The organism is Sporosarcina pasadenensis (assembly GCF_047228845.1).
Classification (GTDB): domain Bacteria; phylum Bacillota; class Bacilli; order Bacillales_A; family Planococcaceae; genus Sporosarcina.
This window is the reverse complement of the sequence record NZ_JBFEGM010000001.1, coordinates 294,842-315,408: the sequence shown is the minus strand read 5'-3', so window position 1 is coordinate 315,408 and position 20,567 is coordinate 294,842. Positions and strand designations below refer to the sequence as shown.

Annotated in this window: 23 protein-coding genes; all 23 read left to right on the top strand. The window is 44.7% G+C overall.

Annotated features, from left to right (window positions below):
- Window positions 1–52 precede the first annotated feature (52 nt).
- The 23 genes from sleB to hisC all read left to right on the top strand — a co-directional run bounded on the left by sleB (window position 53) and on the right by hisC (window position 20,567).
- Window positions 53–844 carry a spore cortex-lytic enzyme gene (sleB, locus tag AB1K89_RS01590; RefSeq protein WP_413053063.1) on the top strand — a complete coding sequence of 264 codons (792 nt, stop codon included), beginning with the start codon at window positions 53–55 and terminating at the stop codon, window positions 842–844.
- 59 nt (window positions 845–903) lie between these two features.
- The gene (locus AB1K89_RS01585; RefSeq protein WP_413053431.1) at window positions 904–2,190 is read left to right on the top strand and encodes a PepSY1/2 domain-containing protein; all 1,287 of its coding nucleotides are present in this window, start codon (window positions 904–906) and stop codon (window positions 2,188–2,190) included.
- Window positions 2,191–2,285: 95 nt separating this feature from the next.
- Window positions 2,286–2,924, top strand: a complete 639-nt coding sequence (locus AB1K89_RS01580; protein ID WP_413053062.1) for a flagellar brake protein — start codon at window positions 2,286–2,288, stop codon at window positions 2,922–2,924.
- A gap of 210 nt (window positions 2,925–3,134) precedes the next feature.
- Entirely contained in the window at window positions 3,135–3,812 is a 678-nt protein-coding gene (gene cmk, locus AB1K89_RS01575; RefSeq protein ID WP_413053061.1) for a (d)CMP kinase, read from the top strand.
- A complete protein-coding gene (locus tag AB1K89_RS01570; protein WP_413053060.1) occupies window positions 3,809–4,390 on the top strand; it encodes a lysophospholipid acyltransferase family protein in 582 nt (193 codons plus the stop codon). The genes cmk and AB1K89_RS01570 overlap by 4 nt, the downstream gene beginning before the upstream one ends.
- Window positions 4,391–4,470: 80 nt before the next feature.
- Window positions 4,471–5,610, top strand: a complete 1,140-nt coding sequence (rpsA, locus tag AB1K89_RS01565) for a 30S ribosomal protein S1 (protein ID WP_413053059.1) — start codon at window positions 4,471–4,473, stop codon at window positions 5,608–5,610.
- Between the two features lie 245 nt (window positions 5,611–5,855).
- Complete coding sequence (gene der / locus AB1K89_RS01560; RefSeq protein WP_413053058.1) at window positions 5,856–7,166, top strand: ribosome biogenesis GTPase Der; 1,311 nt, start codon at window positions 5,856–5,858, stop codon at window positions 7,164–7,166.
- A 78-nt stretch (window positions 7,167–7,244) separates the two neighbouring features.
- Entirely contained in the window at window positions 7,245–8,264 is a 1,020-nt protein-coding gene (locus tag AB1K89_RS01555; protein ID WP_413053057.1) for an NAD(P)H-dependent glycerol-3-phosphate dehydrogenase, read from the top strand.
- A gap of 30 nt (window positions 8,265–8,294) precedes the next feature.
- Window positions 8,295–8,501, top strand: a complete 207-nt coding sequence (locus AB1K89_RS01550) for a DUF2768 domain-containing protein (protein ID WP_252503449.1) — start codon at window positions 8,295–8,297, stop codon at window positions 8,499–8,501.
- Entirely contained in the window at window positions 8,498–9,220 is a 723-nt protein-coding gene (locus tag AB1K89_RS01545; RefSeq protein ID WP_413053056.1) for a hypothetical protein, read from the top strand. The genes AB1K89_RS01550 and AB1K89_RS01545 overlap by 4 nt, the downstream gene beginning before the upstream one ends.
- 97 nt (window positions 9,221–9,317) lie before the next feature.
- Entirely contained in the window at window positions 9,318–10,796 is a 1,479-nt protein-coding gene (gene spoIVA / locus AB1K89_RS01540; protein ID WP_413053055.1) for a stage IV sporulation protein A, read from the top strand.
- Between the two features lie 173 nt (window positions 10,797–10,969).
- Window positions 10,970–11,242, top strand: a complete 273-nt coding sequence (locus AB1K89_RS01535) for an HU family DNA-binding protein (protein WP_147059822.1) — start codon at window positions 10,970–10,972, stop codon at window positions 11,240–11,242.
- Between the two features lie 169 nt (window positions 11,243–11,411).
- Window positions 11,412–11,975: a GTP cyclohydrolase I FolE gene (gene folE, locus AB1K89_RS01530; protein ID WP_252503446.1), complete on the top strand. Its 564-nt coding sequence runs from the start codon at window positions 11,412–11,414 to the stop codon at window positions 11,973–11,975.
- Window positions 11,976–12,046: 71 nt separating this feature from the next.
- Entirely contained in the window at window positions 12,047–12,268 is a 222-nt protein-coding gene (gene mtrB / locus AB1K89_RS01525) for a trp RNA-binding attenuation protein MtrB (protein ID WP_413053054.1), read from the top strand.
- Between the two features lie 47 nt (window positions 12,269–12,315).
- A complete protein-coding gene (locus AB1K89_RS01520; RefSeq protein WP_413053053.1) occupies window positions 12,316–13,050 on the top strand; it encodes a heptaprenyl diphosphate synthase component 1 in 735 nt (244 codons plus the stop codon).
- A 19-nt stretch (window positions 13,051–13,069) separates the two neighbouring features.
- Window positions 13,070–13,765, top strand: a complete 696-nt coding sequence (locus AB1K89_RS01515) for a demethylmenaquinone methyltransferase (protein ID WP_413053052.1) — start codon at window positions 13,070–13,072, stop codon at window positions 13,763–13,765.
- A gap of 25 nt (window positions 13,766–13,790) precedes the next feature.
- The gene (locus AB1K89_RS01510; protein WP_413053051.1) at window positions 13,791–14,765 is read left to right on the top strand and encodes a polyprenyl synthetase family protein; all 975 of its coding nucleotides are present in this window, start codon (window positions 13,791–13,793) and stop codon (window positions 14,763–14,765) included.
- Window positions 14,766–14,852: 87 nt separating this feature from the next.
- A complete protein-coding gene (ndk, locus tag AB1K89_RS01505) occupies window positions 14,853–15,299 on the top strand; it encodes a nucleoside-diphosphate kinase (protein ID WP_413053050.1) in 447 nt (148 codons plus the stop codon).
- A 581-nt stretch (window positions 15,300–15,880) separates the two neighbouring features.
- The gene (locus AB1K89_RS01500) at window positions 15,881–16,651 is read left to right on the top strand and encodes a CheR family methyltransferase (protein ID WP_413053049.1); all 771 of its coding nucleotides are present in this window, start codon (window positions 15,881–15,883) and stop codon (window positions 16,649–16,651) included.
- A gap of 144 nt (window positions 16,652–16,795) precedes the next feature.
- Complete coding sequence (aroC, locus tag AB1K89_RS01495; protein WP_413053048.1) at window positions 16,796–17,977, top strand: chorismate synthase; 1,182 nt, start codon at window positions 16,796–16,798, stop codon at window positions 17,975–17,977.
- A gap of 1 nt (window position 17,978) precedes the next feature.
- Complete coding sequence (gene aroB, locus AB1K89_RS01490) at window positions 17,979–19,085, top strand: 3-dehydroquinate synthase (RefSeq protein WP_413053047.1); 1,107 nt, start codon at window positions 17,979–17,981, stop codon at window positions 19,083–19,085.
- Window positions 19,082–19,447 (top strand): chorismate mutase, encoded by a 366-nt coding sequence (aroH, locus tag AB1K89_RS01485; protein WP_413053046.1) that lies wholly within the window; start codon window positions 19,082–19,084, stop codon window positions 19,445–19,447. The genes aroB and aroH overlap by 4 nt, the downstream gene beginning before the upstream one ends.
- 25 nt (window positions 19,448–19,472) lie before the next feature.
- Window positions 19,473–20,567 (top strand): histidinol-phosphate transaminase, encoded by a 1,095-nt coding sequence (gene hisC, locus AB1K89_RS01480; RefSeq protein WP_413053045.1) that lies wholly within the window; start codon window positions 19,473–19,475, stop codon window positions 20,565–20,567.

Below are 20,567 nucleotides of genomic sequence, written 5' to 3'. Positions count from 1 at the left end.
TCTTTAGGATATTAAAAAGATTTTGTTTGGACAAACTGAAAGAAAGGAGGGTATGAAATTGAAGAAATTTTTAATAAGAATAGTGGTAATTGCATTATTGCTTGGATCGGCATATGCAACTTCCCCAGTAACAATTGATGCTTTCAGTGGCCGCGATCTTGCTAGAGGGGCAACAGGGGACGATGTAATCGAACTACAGGCGAGACTTCAATACATCGGGTTCTATAACGGCAAAATTGACGGGAAATTCGGCTATGGAACCTACTGGGCGTTACGTTCATTTCAAGAGAAGTATGGTCTGCCGATAGATGGCATCGCCGGGTCGAAAACGAAAAAGAAACTGACTGCAGCTTCCTCTTACGATGAAAAATTTGTCATGGATAATTTGAGGAGAGGGAATCAGTTCACCCACTATGGAAGTACTCCACTTTCAGCACAAGTAAAGAAAGGGGGAGGCACAAAGGAGAACACGCATTTACCTTCCAAATACTCCGAGCAAGATTTGAAGCTTATGGCCAATGCCGTCTATGGGGAAGCGAGGGGGGAGCCGTATGAAGGCCAGGTGGCGGTTGCAGCCGTAATATTAAACCGGGTGGAACACCCCGATTTCCCTGATACGGTCAGTGGTGTTATCTTCCAACCGTTAGCTTTCACCGCGGTAGCCGACGGACAAATTTGGCTTGAGCCGAATGAACGGGCGAAAGAAGCGGTACTTGATGCGTTGAATGGCTGGGACCCTTCAGAAAACGCCATTTATTATTTCAATCCGATCACCGCAACGAGTAAATGGATTTGGTCAAGACCACAAATCAAGAAAATCGGCTTGCATATCTTTTGCCATTGATGGCTATGTGAAAGGTGGATTGAAAATAGCTCTATAAGGAAGGGCTGTTTACGTTGACTATGAAAAAAATGATATTCATACTTGCCTATGCACTTGTCGTCGTTTCTGTTTTCGCTTATACGAAAACGACAGAAAATGAAAAACTGGCCATAGCATTGAGCAACCAATATGCAAATCAAATGGCCGAAGCTTCGGAAAAACTTGATGAACTTAATTCTGCCGTGAAACAAACGCTTCTGTTCAATAATTCCGAGGAATCGAAAAAGGCGAGGGAAGATATTTGGAGACTATCCTCGGATATAAAGAGTTCCGTCGCGTCATTGCCTCTCGATACAAGCGTTTCAACTTCTTGGATAAATTATCTTGGGAGAATAGGCAATTACGCAAAAGAGGCAGATCGGTTATCAAATCCTGACGAGTATCACAAAGTGATGACACAAGCATCGAAAAATCTCGGCGCCATGCAAGATGAATGGATGGTGGCAACGGCAGGTATTTTCGATAGGCGATATTCGTTGGACGAATGGACGCATCGATTGGATGCCTCAAATCCCAATATCGCTTGGTCCAATATGGGCACCTCCGTAAAGCAATACACAGAAGCGGATTTCCCGCTCACTGCAAGTGAGTCTGACGCGATGAAAAAGAAAGAACTGAAAAACATCGATGATGCAAAAGTGACACAGGCGGAAGCGGTAGACCGTTTCAAGACATTGTTTCCGCAAGTTTCCAATGACGTGATCGGTGTTGAAACGAGCAAGCCAGGATCCCCTTACCCGTTTTATCACATACGATTCTCTGATGGGGAGTCCATTGGGTACATTGACATTACCGAAAAAGGAGGACATGTGCTTTCCTATCTATCTGAACGGCCATTTGGGAAGACAGCCCTTCCTTTTGAAGATATTAAAAGGAATGCAGAAGAATTCTTGAAGGCTGCCGGTTATAAAGACGTCGTTTATGAAGAGTCGAGAGAGAATAACACTTCTTGGCATTTTGTATTTGTAAGGGAAGAGCCGTTTTACGGTGCAAAAGTATTCTCAGACGTCATCCACTTGAAGCTCGCCAAGGATACAGGGGATATCATCGGATTGAACGCTGCGGAATACATTCGCAAAGAAAAACTCCATAGACAATCGATCAAAAAAATGGATTGGAAGGAATTCTTCCATAAAGATGTCCAAGTAGTAGAAAATGAACTTGCTTATGTGGAAAACGATAGGTTGGAACAAAGGCTTGCGCACTACTTGAAGGTAACGCGCGATGAGAATGGACATATCGGAACATACAATGTGATCGTAGATACTGAAACATCTGAAGTGATCAAAACGGAAAAACTCGACTGATTCGGGATGTAGTCCAAACGTAATGAAATTCGATATTGGAATTTATGCCTACCCATGACATAATGGACATATATAGTAAAGGTAGGTGTATTGCAATGCGTCTTTCAATTGGAACGACAATAACGATCGATAAAGACTTCACCGAAACCGGCGATAAGTATAAAAGTAAAGTTGTCGACTACGGGGACGGCTTTGTAATGATTGATTATCCGACACATATTGAATTGGGAAAAACTGCCTTCTTCATGGATGGGACGCAGTTGCTAATTTCTTTCGTTGAGAATAAAGTGTCCTATGCATTCCGATCAGAAGTGATAGGCAGAATGAATAATGGGATTCCAATGTTGAAATTGACTTATCCCGGCGACGATCAATTGATCAAAATTCAACGGCGCGAGTTTGTCAGGGTGGAGACTGCCATCGATGTCGCTGTAAATTCCGGCGGTCTCTTTCATCAATACGTCGCAGAAGATATTAGTGCAGGTGGAATAGCGGTCAACATCGGACAGGAAGATTCGTTCGAAGGGTCGGAAAATGTTGAGCTGACAATTGCACTTCCCTTTGTTAATGATGATATCAAGTACATCCGGACGAAAGCAAAAGCGGTACGGATTTGGGAAAAAGATGACCGACGGATCGCTTCTATGCAATTTGCCAATATGGATATGACGGATAGACAGAACATCATTCGTTTCTGCTTTGAAAGACAATTGCAGGCAAGGAATGCAAAGTAAGGTATTACTTAGGGGAAAGACCTGTTTGTTCAGGACTTTTCCCTTTTTTATTAAAAAGCGGAAGGTGGCGTTCAGGTGTGACAGGCATAAGACGAAGATGCGAAGTGGCGTTCTTTGCCACACAGCAACTTTGACTTATGACCCGAGCACCTGCCACCTGAAGCTAGATTGTGATACAATGTTTTCGAATTGAATTCGGGGGTAGATGATATGTTAAAAGGAATTATTATTGCAATTGACGGGCCAGCAGCTGCAGGCAAAAGCACGATTGCAAAAAGGATTGCACAGAAATTAGGTTACACCTATATCGATACAGGAGCTATGTATCGCGCTTTGACGCATAAAGCGATTCAGTCGGGCATAAATATGGATAGCGATCACGATTTGGCGAAGTTGCTGGAGGAGACGGAAATTCTATTGATCCCCGAAAATGGAGGCCAAGCGGTATGGATAGATGGAGTCGATTGTTCAGACGAAATCAGATCCCAGGAAGTGACTGCAGCCGTCTCCAAAGTGGCCGCACATTCAACCGTCCGGGAAATGATGGTGGATAAGCAGAGGAAGCTTGCGAACGACTCAGGCGTCGTCATGGATGGGCGTGACATCGGCACGGAAGTTCTTCCGAATGCCGATTTGAAAATATTCATGACCGCTTCCGTTGATGAGAGGGCTGAAAGGCGTTATCAGGAAAATGAAAAGCGCGGAATCCATTCATCACTCAGTCAATTGAAAGAGGAAATTGAAAAGCGCGACCGCGCAGATAGTGAAAGGGAAGTATCCCCTCTGAAGCAAGCGGAGGATGCTATACTCCTCGATACGACTTCCAAATCCATCGACGAAGTGGTCGACAAAGTGATTGAACTCGCGGAAATGAGGATGGAAAGATGAATTTATATCCTTTCGGCAAATTTCTCGTCAGTACGATATTCTATCCGCTTTATCGAGTTAAAGTGATTGGCGCGGCAAATTTCCCTTCTGAAGGTGGAGTGCTTCTATGCACGAACCACATTGATAATCTCGATCCACCTGTAGTTGGAATGACTTGCCCACGAACCGTTCACTTCATGGCGAAGGAGGAACTATTCAATGTTCCGATCCTGAAAACCATTCTCCCAAAAGTGAACGCCTTTCCTGTTAAACGAGGTATGAGCGATCGTGAAGCTTTCAGGAAGGCTTTGAAACTATTAAGAGGCGGCGAAGTAGTCGGCATGTTTCCGGAAGGGACAAGAAGCAAGACCGGTGAACTCGGAAAAGGGCTTGCGGGAGCGGGCTTCTTTGCGTTAAAAGGGGATGCGGATGTGATGCCGTGCGCTATCATCGGGCCGTATAAGCCGTTTCGCACGTTGAGGGTGGTCTACGGCAAACCGATCAAGATGGCTCCCTACCGGGAAAGCAAGGCGTCTGCTGAAGAAGTGACAGAAGTGATCATGAATGAAATTCGTATCCTTTTGGAAGAGCATAAATAAATTAATAAGGGTAATTTTTTGTTTTTATGCATCGATTCGAATAATATAGAGATAGGATTCATTATGGAGGAGGACTACATATGACTGAAGAAATGAATTTGGATGAAATGAACGGATATAAGGAAGGCGACCGTGTCACTGGTAAAGTGACAAAGATCGAAGACAAATCCGTATTGGTCGAAATTACTGGAGCGCCGTTTGATGGTGTCATCCCCATCAGTGAACTATCAAGTCTCCACATTGAAAAAGCATCCGATGCAGTACAAGTCGGAGATGAACTAGAGTTGATCATCACAAAAGTGGAAGATGAAAATTATGTCCTTTCCAAAAGGAAAGTCGATGCGGAAAATGCATGGGATTCCCTAGAAGAGAAATTTAATAACAAGGAAACGATCGAAACGGAAGTAAAGGATGTCGTGAAAGGCGGACTCGTTGTCGATCTCGGCGTTCGCGGCTTCATCCCGGCGTCACTTGTTGAAGATCATTTCGTTGAATCATTCGAAGACTATAAAGGGCGTACGATGGAATTTAAAATCGTTGAAATGGACAAGGAGAAAAATCGTCTTATCCTTTCTCATCGTGCCGTCCTTCAAGAGGAAAAAGCACACAAAAAAGATGAGGTCCTTGAAGAATTGAAAGAAGGGCAAGTGCTCGAAGGAACTGTCCAACGCATTGCTTCTTTCGGAGCTTTCATCGATATTGGCGGCGTGGATGGGCTAGTGCATATTTCACAGCTTTCCCATGAGCATGTTGAAAAAGTGTCCGACGTGTTGAAAGAAGGAGAGAAAGTGAAAGTGAAAGTCCTTTCAGTAGACCGCGATTCGGAACGTATTTCATTATCAATCAAAGAGACATTGCCAGGACCGTGGGAAAACATAGAAGAAAGAGCGCCGAAAGGATCTGTCTTCGAAGGCACTGTAAAGCGCCTTGTATCCTATGGTGCATTCGTTGAAGTATTCCCGGGTGTAGAAGGGCTAGTCCACATTTCACGGATTTCCCACCAGCACATTGGAACGCCTCATGAAGTGTTGGAGGAAGGTCAAAAAGTCGATGTGAAAGTTGTCGACGTAAATGCGGAGGAAAAAAGACTATCTCTCAGCATCAAAGACCTTCTTGAGAAGGAAGAAACCGAATCATACGGTGATTATGAAATGAAAGAAGAAACGGGCTTCTCCTTGAGCGATGTCATCGGAGATCAACTGAAAAAGTTCACTGAGTAATTTTTGTCAAATTATCGAACAGACGAATGAATTGCAACTGTATGGGTGATGGTGCTTACATAGGCATCATCATCTTTTTTGTACGTCTAGACTCCGGGCGCCAGTCCCTCGAGTCGCTTCAGACCTGTCGAAAAGGCAAAGTGCGCCTTTCCGGCAGGTCTTTCAGCGCTTGTCGGGACTAGGCTGGCGCCCTGCGCTTTTGTTCTGTATAATACACAAGAGATATATTGGAAGGGTGTTTTATAATGAGTAAACCAACCGTAGCGATCGTTGGAAGGCCGAATGTAGGAAAGTCGACCATCTTCAACCGAATCGTTGGAGAACGAATTTCGATAGTAGAGGACGTTGCTGGCGTAACGAGAGACCGGATATATAGTTCGGCAGACTGGCTCGCGCATGATTTTAATTTGATTGATACAGGCGGCATCGATATTGGAGACGAGCCGTTCCTTGAGCAGATCAGGGCACAGGCCGAAATAGCCATCGAAGAAGCAGATGTCATCATCTTTTTGACAAACGGGCGAGAAGGCGTGACAGATGCGGATGAGCATGTTGCCAAGATTCTATACAAAACGAAGAAGCCTGTAGTGTTAGCAGTGAATAAAATCGATAATCCGGATATGCGCGATATGATCTATGATTTCTATTCACTCGGTTTTGGCGACCCATACCCAATCTCGGGTTCTCATGGAATTGGACTCGGTGATTTGCTGGATGCTGTTGCTGCAAGTTTCCCGGAAGCCGGTGAAGAAGTCGAAGAGGATGACGTCATCCGTTTTTCATTGATCGGAAGACCGAACGTAGGGAAATCTTCGCTCGTGAACGCCTTGCTCGGAGAAGATCGGGTCATTGTTAGTGACGTAGCCGGAACAACAACGGATGCCATCGATACTACCTATGAGTTTGAAGGTCAAAAGTATAAAATTATCGATACAGCCGGCATGCGTAAAAAAGGCAAAGTGTACGAAAACATGGAGAAATACAGTGTTCTACGTGCGCTGAAAGCAATCGACCGATCGGATGTCGTGCTGATTGTCCTCAACGGTGAGGAAGGGATCCGCGAACAGGATAAACGGATTGCTGGATATGCAGAGGAAGCTGGGAAAGGTGTCATGTTTGTTGTAAACAAATGGGATGCTGTCGAGAAAGATGACAAAACAATGAACAAATTCAATGAAGATATCCGAAAGAACTTCCTGTTCCTTGATTACGCGCCGATTGCCTATGTTTCAGCAAAAACGAAGCAACGTGTCACAACGTTGTTCGACCAAATAAAAATGATCAGTGAGAACCATGCAATGCGAATCCAGTCAAGCATTCTAAATGAAGTCATCGAAGATGCGGTCGCGCGCAATCCTGCTCCTTCTGACAAAGGACGAAGACTGCGCATCTATTATGCAACCCAAGTAGCGGTCAAGCCCCCGGTCTTCGTTGTTTTTGTCAACGAACCGGAATTGATGCACTTTTCATATGAACGATTCTTGCAAAATCGTCTAAGGGAATCGTTCGGGTTCGAAGGAACGCCAATCCGACTTATTACGCGCGCAAGAAGTTAATTAACTTATTTAGCAAATGGTTTTCTGATAGCGAAGCGTAATATGCAGAAATGCATAATTGATAATGAGGTGAATGTAATGGAAAGAGTGTCAGTGCTCGGTGCAGGAAGCTGGGGGACTGCAATCGCATTCGTCCTTGCAGAAAATGGCCATGATTGCCTGCTATGGACGAGAAGGGCGGAACAAGCTGCCGAAATAAATGAACAACATACAAATGCTTCGTATTTGCCGGGCATTACATTGCCTGCGAATTTAAACGCAACATCCGATTTGGAAGCCGCTGTACAACATGCCGATATTATCGTCATTGCGGTTCCGACGAAAGCTATTCGGAACCTGTCCGCAGACATCGATAAGATTGCGGGCAATTCCAAGCTGATCGTTCATGTGTCTAAAGGGATCGAACCGGATACATTGAAGCGGATTTCCGAAGTGATTGAGGAGGAAGTATCACTGGACAAACGAAAGGCGATTGTTGCACTTTCAGGTCCGAGCCATGCCGAGGAGGTCGTCCTTCGTCATCCGACGACAATCACTGCTGCTTCATTTGATCCGGAGGCGGCGGAGCATGTACAGGATCTATTCATGAACCAATATTTCCGTGTTTATACGAATGATGATCTCATTGGGGTTGAAATAGGAGCTGCATTAAAAAATGTCATCGCCCTTGCTGCAGGAATCACCGACGGCATCGGCTATGGAGATAATGCCAAGGCGGCGCTTATTACTCGAGGTTTAGCGGAAATCACGAGACTTGGGGTGAAAATGGGGGCGAATCCTCTTACATTTTCGGGCTTGACGGGTCTAGGAGATCTGATCGTAACTTGTACGAGCGTCCACTCAAGGAATTGGAAGGCAGGCAATATGTTGGGCCAAGGGAAGTCGTTGGAGGATGTCATCTCCGGTATGGGGATGGTCATTGAAGGCGTCCGTACGACAAAGGCCACCTATCAACTTTCCAAACGCCATGATGTGTCAATGCCGTTAACTGAGGCGTTGTATTCAGTCCTCTTTGATAATGTCCCGCCGAAGGAAGCTGTCGATCAGCTTATGAACAGGATGAAAAAACAAGAAATTGAAGATATTTATTTCAAATAAGTTGTTCTGAGATACGAAAGGATGATTCATTTGTCCTCTTTGGATAAAATGTGGCTGTCGTTTTACGCAATGGGTTTCATGGCAATTTCCATGGGACTCATCTATTTGAGCAGACATAAACTATCGAATAGATTAATAAAATTCTTATTTGCCCTTATCGCGTATTCCTTGTTGATATTTTCATTTTTCGCGATGGTTTACCTTGTATTCAGCGGGCCAACGGGGGGAGCGAGATGAATATGATTAGAAAAAGATCCATATTGTTTTTATCGATCGCTGCCGTTTTGCTTCTTCTGTCGGGATGCATGTATCCGGCTGATGATAAAGCTGTGCGGGAAAACCCTTACGAAGACCAGATTGAAGCAATTCAAAAAGCGGTCAATGCGTATAAGGAAAATACCGGAGGCCTTCTTCCTATCAAGACAAGAGAAGAAGAAACGGATTTGTACATAAAGTATCCGATTGAATTTTCCAAGATAGTGCCGGCTTATACGGAGAAAATCCCGTCTAACGCCTATGAGAACGGTGGTATTTACCAATATGTACTTATGGATGTCGAGGAAAAACCGACAGTGAAACTTGTTGATTTAAGAACCGCGGAACGTATTCGTGATTTGAACCTTAGAAGGCATATTAATGGGAAACTTCCGTTCAAAGAGCCAGTCGGAGAAAATGTGTATGAGATCGATTTCGAAGCGATGGGGTTCAAAGAGCCTTTGAAAGTTGAAAGTCCATATTCAGACGCATTGCTGCCGATTGTCGTTGGAGGGGACGGTCATTTTTATGTGGACTATTCCATAGACTTAAACAGAATCTTGCAAGAGGAAAAACCGAATGTGAAAGAAGGGGAAGACATCCGTCACCTTCTGTCCGAATCCAACCCGATCTTGCCTGCCTATTCCTTGCCTTATACGGTGAATGAAAAAAACGAACCTGTCTTTATGAACAAGAAGTAACAAACATCATAGGGAAATCAAAACGTTTCATGCATTTTTAGCATGAAACGTTTTTCGTTTACATAAACTAATATGCGCGAAAAAAGGAGGGCTAAGTATGAAAGAGGAATTATATGAAAATCTGGCTAGGAGAACGGACGGGGATATTTATATAGGTGTGGTCGGCCCTGTTCGTGTCGGAAAATCGACTTTCGTTAAAAGGGTGATGGAGGAGGTCGTCATACCGAATATGACGGATGCAGGCGATAGGGCAAGGGCACAAGATGAATTGCCTCAAAGCTCGCCAGGTCCGGTCATTATGACGTCTGAACCGAAATTCGTTCCAGCACAAGGCACCCAAGTATCGATCGGGGAGGGGGAACTATCCTTCCAAGTTAGGCTTGCGGACTGTGTCGGTTATGTGATTGATGGGGTAAAAGGATATGAGGATGAGGACGGTCCAAAATACGTCCATACTCCATGGCATAACGAACCAATCCCATTCGAAGAAGCAGCACGCATCGGCACGGACAAAGTAATACGAGACCACTCCACAATAGGTATACTAGTGACGACGGACGGGACAGTGAACAATATTCCAAGAGCGGCTGCGGAGGTGGCCGAAGAGGAAATCGTAGGCAAACTAAAGGAAATCGGCAAGCCGTTTGTCATTGTCTTAAATTCCAAAATGCCGGCCCATGATAAGACAGTTGCCTTGAAGGACCAACTGCATGAACGGCATGGGGTTCCGGTCATCGCCATTAGTGCAGACCAATTAAACGCCCAGGAAATCCAACTGATTCTGAAGGAAGCTTTATACGAGTTTCCAATCACGGACATTGAAGTGCAAAAGCCGGACTGGATGGATGTGCTGGGATCCGACCATGAATTGAACGCAGCAATCGACAATGTCATCAATGAAGGATTCCTCGTTGCATCAAAAATCCGGAAAGTACAAGAGCTGGCAGAACGTTTGAAGGATGAAAAGTACGTCAGGCACGCGGAAGTCGTCGAAGTGGATGCGGGGAAAGGAAAAGCTACTGTAAATATTGAAATGGATGAGCAGGCATTTCGTGAAGTTTGCGAGAGTATCATGCAGCAAGAGATGAAAACAAAGAAAGATTGGCTTCTTTTTGTTAAAGACGCTGTCAAAGCGAAAAAATCATATGATATGTACTCAGAAGCAATCGAAACCGCTAAAAAGAGCGGTTACGGAGTTGCTTTGCCTACAATCGACGATTTTCAGCCGTCGCCACCGGAACTGATCAAGGAGAATAACTTCTATGGCGTCCGCATGAAAGCGGCAGCCCCATCCCTTCATATCATCCGTATAGATATGGACGCAGAATTCTCGCCATTGATCGGCTCCGAATTCCATAGCCACCACTTACTGAAGGAATTGAAGAACGCCTACTTGCATGACAGAGATGCTCTTTGGCAGACACAGCTCTTTGGCACACCGTTGCACGAAGTGATGAAGGAAAGCATCCGATTCAAAACATCTTCCGTCCCGCCAAACGCTAGGAAAAGGCTTAGAGAAACAATTGAGCAAATGGTCAATGACGGCAATAAGGGCATGATAACGTTTATTGTATAGGTATACACACTAGGAAGATCCGTATATTACGGGTCTTTTTCTGTTTTTGGTCAAATAAGCCAAATTTGAAGGGAAACGCTGATAATATTGTTGCACCGCGGTTTTGAGTATGTTACTCTACTTACAGTGTTCAAAGCACTTATGCAATAATCCTTTGAGAGGAGGTGAATGGTGTGAACAAAACAGAATTGATCAACTCAGTTGCCGAAGCGGCAGGTCTGACGAAAAAAGACGCTACTAAAGCGGTTGAAGCTGTATTCGATACAATCCAATCGACACTTGCAAAAGGTGATAAAGTACAATTGATCGGATTCGGTAACTTCGAAGTACGTGAGCGTGCTGCTCGTAAAGGGCGTAACCCACAATCCGGAGAAGAAATCGAAATCGCAGCAAGCAAAGTTCCTGCGTTCAAAGCAGGTAAAGCGCTTAAAGATGCTGTTAAGTAATCTTTAAGTTTACATAGGAGCCCTTCCACAATGTCTCTTGACATACATGTGGACGGGCTCCTTTTATGTATGTGTGCTGAAACTGTAATCCGCTTGCTGTACGTATCCGTGCGAGTATGCTACTATCTTTGAAGGAATAGCATTAGATTGCAATGAGGAGGAAGTCTGTATGACAGAAGTGGATCTCGGTAAGATAGAGAAAGCAGTTTCGATGATCCTAGAAGCGATAGGTGAGGACACCGAACGGGAAGGATTGCTCGACACCCCGAAACGGGTAGCGAAAATGTACGCGGAAGTTTTTGAAGGACTACATAAAGATCCAAAACAATATTTTGAAACGGTATTCCATGAGAATCACGATGAAGTGGTACTAGTGAAAGACATTCCGTTCCACTCAATGTGTGAACACCATCTCGTGCCGTTCTACGGACATGCCCATATTGCATACATACCGCGCAATGGAGTCGTTGCCGGACTGAGTAAATTGGCTAGGGCTGTCGAAACGACTGCCAAACGGCCACAATTGCAAGAAAGGATTACGTCAACTGTAGCTAACGCCATGATGGACATGCTCAATCCGATCGGCGTCTATGTCATTGTCGAGGCGGAACATATGTGCATGACGATGAGAGGGATTAAAAAACCCGGTGCCAAAACAGTAACAACAGTCGCACGTGGAATTTACGAGCATGACGATGTTAAAAGAGCAGAAATTCTGTCTCTTCTGAAGTGATCTGATGCCTTTGCGGATCAATTCATTTCTATGATATGATGTGATGTATATGGATGACAGGAGATGAAAAAATGTCACACCCTGAATTTATTATGATCAAAGCGCAAGAAGACGGCGTGAATGTCATCGGACTGACAAGAGGCAATGATACAAAGTTTCATCACACCGAAAAGTTAGATCGTGGGGAAGTGATGATTGCCCAATTCACTGAGCATACGTCGGCCATGAAAATTCGAGGCAAAGCCGAAATTCATTCGGCGCATGGTATTGTCTACAGTGATGGGAAAGAATAGACATACTGGACCCTACTCACACATGGTCTTGGAATGGAGAACCGAAGATGGACAGACAAACTATCAATCGATATATACAAAATTATATAAGCGAAGTCGAACAATCCATACAAGAGCCCATATTGGATAGGGAGCTTGGGCAGATGCCACTTGACGAAGCGAAGGCGTTTTTCCTCCTTTTACCGTTATTGAATGACGAGGAATGGACCTCTGAGCTGAATATATCTGCGATTGCAGTAGGCGCTGTACATGCGGCCTTCGACATGCATGATAGAGTGGACATCTTAGATGCTACTTCCAAGGAGCAACAGCTAATGGTCCTATCAGGGGATCATTTCAGCGGCATCCACTATCGATTGTTATCTTCGCTTCCGGATTTCAAGCTCATCACATCCATGTCGGAAATGATCGGGCACATTAACGAGACGAAAACGGACCTGTTAATGGAAGAATATGATGGGACCGAGATGCTCATCAATTCGATGACTAGCATTGAATCGGGATGTATCGGCGAATTTTATAGAAGATATGGTTTTTCAAGATACACGAAAATTGCCGAATCGGCATTGGGGCTCATTTGGTTCTTCAAGAAGTTGAAGAATGACCCGGCCATCGAGCGTGTATGGTCAGGGAACAGAATCAAAAAGGCAGATATTGAAGATGCCATTTCTGTATTATCTTCAAGGTTGCAAAAAGAGCTTGCAGAAGCAGGGTTTTTGACTCCTTTTTTAAGGCAGGAAATCCATAGGTTTGCGACGCCGCTATTAGGTAAACCTATTTAGAGAAAGAAGGGAAAGACTCATGGGGACGTCCAAAGAAGAGAAAGTCCATCACGTCTTTGAGAAGATCGCTGTTGATTATGATAAGATGAATTCCGTCATCAGCTTTAACCAACATAAAAATTGGCGTAATGATATTATGAAGCGGATGGATGTCAAAAAAGGATCCCGGGCATTGGATGTTTGCTGCGGTACGGCAGATTGGACAATTTCCTTGGCCGAGGCTGTCGGCCCCGACGGCTATGTGACCGGGCTTGACTTCAGTGAGAGTATGCTTGCATCCGGAAGACCGAAAGTCGCTAAATACGAAATGGTTGATCTGATACAAGGAAATGCAATGGAATTGCCTTTCCCGGACAATAGTTTCGATTACGTGACAATTGGATTCGGGCTACGTAACGTTCCGGATTATGGACAAGTTCTTAAAGAAATGAACCGTGTGCTGAAGCCGGGTGGGATGGCTGCATGCTTGGAGACGTCCCAATCCGAAATTCCGGTATACCGCCAATTATTCCGTTTTTATTTTAAATACATCATGCCTTTATTTGGAAAGCTTTTTGCCAAAAGCTACGAAGAGTATTCTTGGCTCCAAGAATCGGCGGACGACTTCCCTGGAGCGGAGCAGCTTGCCCAAATGTTCGTAGATGCCGGTTTTCAGGAAGTGTCTTTTAAGAAGTATAGCGGTGGGGCTGCAGCAGGGCACATCGCATTCAAATAATTGCAAGTAGGGGAAGGTAATCGTCTTGGAGAAATTGAAGTTAATGTCGCTTTATGCAGATTTCCGAAAGGATCTAACATTCATCGAAAAGGAACTTGAACGATCCGTCGACTCCTCTTCCCCGGTCATTCGACAAGCATCCCTCCTGCTCCTGCGGGCAGGCGGAAAAAGGATACGTCCTATATTTGTCATCCTTTCATCCAAGTTCGGTGAATATTCGATGGAAAATGTGGCGAAAGTGGCAGTATCGCTGGAATTGATTCACATGGCGTCCTTAGTGCATGATGACGTCATTGATGATTCCGATGTCCGCAGAGGGTTTGAGACGGTGAAAGCAAGATGGAATAACCGGATTGCGATGTATACCGGCGACTATATTTTTTCGCGTGCACTCGTCTCCATCGGTGAAATTGAAATGCCGGCTGTTCACCAATTGCTTGCGGAAACGATGTTGGAGATTTGTAAGGGCGAGATTATTCAATTCGAATACCAACAAAAAACAGATCAGTCTTTCCGAGACTATTTACGTCGCATCAAGAGGAAAACAGCATTATTGCTCTCTTCCAGTTGTGAATTGGGAGCGCTTGTCTCCAATGCTAGCCCGGAAGTTGTCGGGAAGTTGAAGAGGTTCGGCTATTTTGCAGGGATGGCATTCCAAATCGTCGATGATATCCTCGACATTACGTCGACGGATGAAAAGCTTGGAAAGCCTGCAGGAAGCGATCTGTTGAACGGACATTTGACATTGCCAACGTTATACATAAAAGATGACCCTGAATTCCGACCATTTTTGAACCGTTCTTTTGATGGTTCATTGACGGAAGATGAACGCGGACGTATGCTTGCCTATATCCGGCAATCAGGCGCTATCGAAAAATCGCAGCAGGTTAGCGATATGTACTTGAGGAAAGCGATTGCGGAAGTGGAATCTTTGCCGGATAATGATGCGAAGAAGGCACTTCTGCAAATTGCGGACTTCCTCGGAAAAAGAAAGTTCTAAGCAAGGATACCAGTTGAAAGATTGTGATCCGAATGGTAAGATCAGTAAGGATAAAATTCCATACATACATGAAGGAGTTGTTTATAAATGGAAAGAACATTTTTAATGGTTAAACCTGATGGCGTTCAACGTAACCTAATCGGTGAAATCGTAAGCCGTTTTGAAAGCAAAGGTTTCACGTTGGTCGGCGGTAAATTGATGCAAATCAGCCAAGAGCTTGCTGAGCAGCACTACGGCGAACATAAGGAGCGCCCTTTCTTTGGGGAGCTTGTAGAATTCATCACTTCTGGACCAGTTTTCGCTATGGTTTGGGAAGGTGAAAACGTTATTTCGACTGCACGTTTGATGATGGGTGCGACGAATCCAAAGGAATCAGCTCCTGGAACAATCCGTGGCGATTTCGCTGTAACTGTCGGCAAAAACATCATTCACGGTTCAGATTCACCTGAATCTGCAGTTCGTGAAATCAATCTTTTCTTCAAAGAAGAAGAGCTTGTCAGCTATGACAAATCAATGGTTAGCTGGATCAACTAATAAATACTCACAAACAGCCTTGCGGTGTCAAACGCAGGCTGTTTTTTTGTTAAGTGAAATATAATAAATAGCCTGCAACTTGGGAAGTTGTTTTCCGTTCCAGCACTCGCTTACCGCGGGCGTCGCCTCAGCCTTCTCACTCTGCTTCGCTCGTTGCGGGGTCTTCACCTGACGCTTTTCCCGCGGGAGTCTCGCGCTTACACTCCAAACAACTGCAGCTATTCATATAGAAAGTAAAACACAATAAGATACCCGGAAAATCATAAGCAATAAAGGCGTTAAATTCTCTCGTACATTTTATATTATTAATTTTATTTCAAATCGACTACTAAGGATTGAAGCGAAAGGTGGCGACTCCTGCGGGAACAGCACGAGCTGAAAGCCCCGCAGGAACGCAGTGACGAGGAGATTGAGTCGTGCCCGCGGAAAGCGTCCGCCTGTAGCGGAAATCCTGTTCTATAGGATAAAGCATGCTTCATTCCAAAGTATCTTTGTCCAATTGAAGACACATTTGGAAAGTGTCACATTTAACGCTTTCTTTCCGGTATAATAGGTGAAAAAGATTGCCAGGGGGATTTTTCATGTCTGACTACATCGATTTCATTTCAAAAATAAAGAAAAAGACTGGAATCGACTTATCACTATACAAAGAAGCCCAAATGAAAAGAAGGCTCACATCCCTCTATGAAAAAAGGGGATACCGCAACTTTTTGGATTATTATTCCGCCATACATAACGATAACCAGCTCCTGGATGAATTCCTTGACCGGATGACGATAAATGTCTCGGAATTTTATCGGAACGCACAACGGTGGGACGTCCTTGATAAGAAAATTTTCCCGTTGCTGCTTGCCGATAACAAAAAACTGAAAATATGGAGCGCTGCCTGTTCCACCGGGGAAGAGCCCTATTCGCTTGCCATGGTTTTATCATCTCACGTGCCTTTAAGAGATATATCCATTTTAGCGACCGATCTCGATGCAGGAGTTTTGGAGCGTGCGAAAGTCGGCCTTTATCAAGAACGGTCGTTGAAAGAAGTTCCTAAAAGTATTTTGGAACAGTACTTTGTCAATGAAGGACAGCATTATCAAGTGAAAGACGAAATTAAAAAGACTGTTCAGTTCAAGCAGCAAAACCTTTTAGGCGATCCGTACGGTTCAGGTTTCGATCTCATCGTGTGCAGGAATGTGATGATCTACTTCACGGAAGAGGCGAAGGATCAGATCTACTCCGATTTTGCAAAAGCGTTAAAACCTGGCGGAATTCTTTTCGTCGGGAGCACCGAGCAGATTTTCAATCCAGCCAAATACGGCTTTGAATCGGTAGAGACATTCTTTTACAAGAAGCTATGAACAATCTGCCATTTGTAGCATCAATCCGGAGACTTTCCGGATTTTTTTATTAATATCTATAGTCAAAATTGTTTTAGTTTGATAAAGTGCTATGAAACGGATGTTTAATCCATCCTTAACTAGAGAGATAAAGGAGGAAATGGAATGAGGTTTTTTACAGCTGGCGAGTCACATGGACCACAATTGACAGCCATTATTGAAGGGTTGCCCGCTCAAATGCCGTTGACGGCAGAAATGATCAACGATGAATTAAAAAGGCGTCAAGGCGGCCACGGACGAGGTCGTCGGATGCAAATAGAAAAAGATCAGGTGCTCATCACGTCCGGAGTAAGGCATGGGAAGACGCTCGGATCACCTGTGACATTGACAGTCGTCAATGATGACTGGAAGCATTGGACGAGCATTATGGGAGTCGAACCGTTAGCGGATTATGTGAATCCCGAAGATATCAAAAGACAAATCACAAGACCACGACCCGGGCATGCGGATCTTGTAGGTGGCATGAAGTATGGACATCGAGATCTGCGTAATGTCCTGGAAAGATCTTCTGCAAGGGAAACGACGATGCGTGTAGCAGTAGGTGCTGTAGCTAAGCAGTTTCTTCGTCAATTGGACATCCACACGATTGCACATGTGACGGAAATCGGAGGCATTACAACCGATCCGGATTCGTATTCCGGATTGTCTATGGATGAACTACGAGAAATCATCGAGAATGATCCAGTCTATTGTGCTGATAAAGAGGCGTCTGTCCAAATGGTTGCCGCCATTGACGACATTAAAGGGCGCGGAGATACGCTCGGTGGAGTCGTAGAGGTCATCATAGAAGGCTGCCCGCCGGGAATCGGAAGCTACGTCCAGTTTGATCGGAAGATGGATGGGAAGCTCGCCGGAGGCATGATGAGCATTAATGCATTCAAAGGCGTCGAGTTCGGTTTGGGCTTTAAAATGGCGCAAAAACCTGGCAGTGAAGTCCATGATGAAATTGCATGGTCGGAAGAGTTGGGCTACTATCGCAAGTCAAACCGGCTCGGTGGTCTTGAAGGCGGAATGACTACCGGCATGCCAATCGTTATCCGTGGGGTCATGAAGCCGATCCCGACTCTGTACAAACCGCTTGAAAGTGTGGATATTGACACGAAAGAGCCTTTTGTAGCGACAATCGAGAGATCGGATCCTTGTGCTGTGCCGGCAGCTTCTGTCGTAGCTGAGCATGTCATTGCAACCGAAATGGCAAAGGCGATCATGGAGGAATTCCGATCGGATACGATGGACGGTTTGAAGGAAGAAATTGAGAGATACAGACAATATGTAAAGGGGTTCTGACATGGGGAAACTGACCGTTCAATTGCCTGATGCGCAATATGATGTGCATATCGGTGACAATGTATATGATCTGTTTACATCCAAGTATAACGGTTTGTTGCAAAGTGCCGATCAGGTCGGTGTCATCGCTGATAAACGAGCCGGAGACCTGCACTTGCCTGTTTTGTTAGAGGCTTTACAACAAGCTGGTGTTACTCCAAAGGTGAAAATCGTTCCTCCCGGGGAGAAGTGCAAAACACAGGAAGTCTATTTTGAATGCCAATCCTACCTTGTAAGGGAGAATTTCACCCGAGATTCCATCCTCATCGCGTTCGGAGGGGGGGCATGCGGAGATTTGGCGGGATTTGTCGCTGCTACTTATATGAGGGGGATCAGATTCATTCAATGCCCAACAACCATTCTTGCCCATGACAGCGCAGTAGGCGGAAAGACAGCCATCAATCTGCCAGAAGGGAAAAACATGGTCGGCTCTTTCCATCAGCCGTCCGCGGTTCTTTATAATACGAAGCTGTTAACGACATTGCCTCCTCGTGAAATCCGCTCCGGCATGGCAGAGTTAATAAAGCATGCTTTCATTTCAAATGAGGAATGGGCTGAATTGCTGTTGACAGAAGAAACATTCTCCAATCCGTCAGAGACTTGGTTATCTGTAGAGCTTTTAAAAGGGATCCAAGTGAAAGCGGATATTGTTGCGGAAGATGAATTTGAACATTCCACAAGAAAGTACTTGAACTTCGGCCATACATTCGGTCACGCTGTCGAAGCGGTTTGCGGCTTCGGTGGGCTGAGTCATGGAGAATGCGTCATGATTGGCATGGCTTATAGCTTCATCCTAAGTGAGCGCCATGGAAAGGTTGAGGCATCATTCACCAATCGTTTCATTCAATTCGCTATGAACAATGGCTATTCGTTTGCTCCGGTAATGGAGCATTCATTTAGCAGTTTCCTTGTATACATGGAAAAAGATAAAAAAGCTGCATTCGGCGAAATGAATTTCGTCATGTTGGAAAAGCTGGGCAAACCCTTTGTGAAAAAAGTTTTAGCAGAAGAATGTGAAGAGGTTTTTCTTGAATTGCAGAAAAGAATTGGAATGGGGGAGCGGTCATGACAGTAAGAGGGGTAAGGGGGGCAACTACCGTTGTCTCAGATCAATCAGATATAGTTCTAGAAGCTACACGAACATTGGTGATGGAAATGGCAGAAGAAAATGGTATAGCTCCTGATGACATCGTTTCAGTCATCGTTTCAACGACGCGGGATATTGAATCGGCATTTCCTGCAAAAGCAGTCAGGACACTGGACGGATGGAAATACGTACCGGTCATGTGTACACATGAAATGGACGTTCCAGGGTCAATGCCGCTATGCATACGTATTCTCATGCATGTCAATTCTGAAACGAAACAAATGGATATAAAGCATATTTATCAAAATGAAGCAGTAAAGCTACGACCTGATTTGCAAAACTAAAAGACATTGGACCGGAGGAATACATATGCGATGGAAAAAAGCTCTAAGTACTATGAATCCTTATAAACCTGGCAGATCGACCGAAGATGTGAAAAAGGCGTATCGCTTGGATGAAGTCGTAAAATTGGCTTCAAATGAAAATCCATATGGCTGCGCTTCTACCGTAACCGAGTTTTTAGGCAGCACTACAATGCCGTTTGAAATTTACCCGGATGGACATGCGACAAACCTTCGCGCGAAACTGGCTGAAAAGCACGGTGTCGATGAAGAATCGATCCTCTTCGGAAATGGATCAGACGAAATCATCTCGATCATATCTCGTGCATTGCTTGACGAACAAGTCCATACAATCATGCTAACTCCATCGTTTCCGCAATACGCCCACAATGCAAGAATTGAAGGGGCCGATGTAACGGAAATACCTCTAAAGGATGGACGCCTCGACTTAAATGATTACATCGGTGCGATAAATGGACAAACCGCAGTCATTTGGGTGTGCAATCCGAATAACCCGACCGGCACTCTTATCCCAAGTAATGAACTGGAACACTTTTTAGAACAGGTACCAGAAAATATCCTCGTCGTTTTGGATGAGGCCTATTTTGAATACGTGACGGACCCTCAAAATGTGGATTCAATAACGTTATTGAATCGCTTTCCAAACATTCTCGTAATGCGTACATTCTCGAAAGCGTATGGCCTTGCATCCTTCAGAATAGGTTTTGCGGTTGGCTCATCGGTTATTATTACGGAGTTGAATAAAGTGCGAAACCCATTCAATAACAATACACTTGCTATAGCGGTTGCAAGCAAGGCTTTGGAAGATGATGCATTTATCGAACATTGCCGGAAGTTAAATGAAAAACAAAGAAAACGTTATGAGGCTTTTGCTGCTGAGAAAGGAATCCATATGTTTGATTCCGAAACGAACTTTGTTCTGATTGAAGTGCCAGGAGATGCTGATGAAGCTGCCGAATTCCTCTTGAAGCACGGTTATATCGTCAGAAGCGGCAATGCGCTCGGAACGCCTGGGTATGTAAGGATTACAATGGGGACGGAAGAGCAGAATACAGGGGTGCTTCAGGCGTTTACTCTTTTATTACAAGAAAAAGGTCGATAA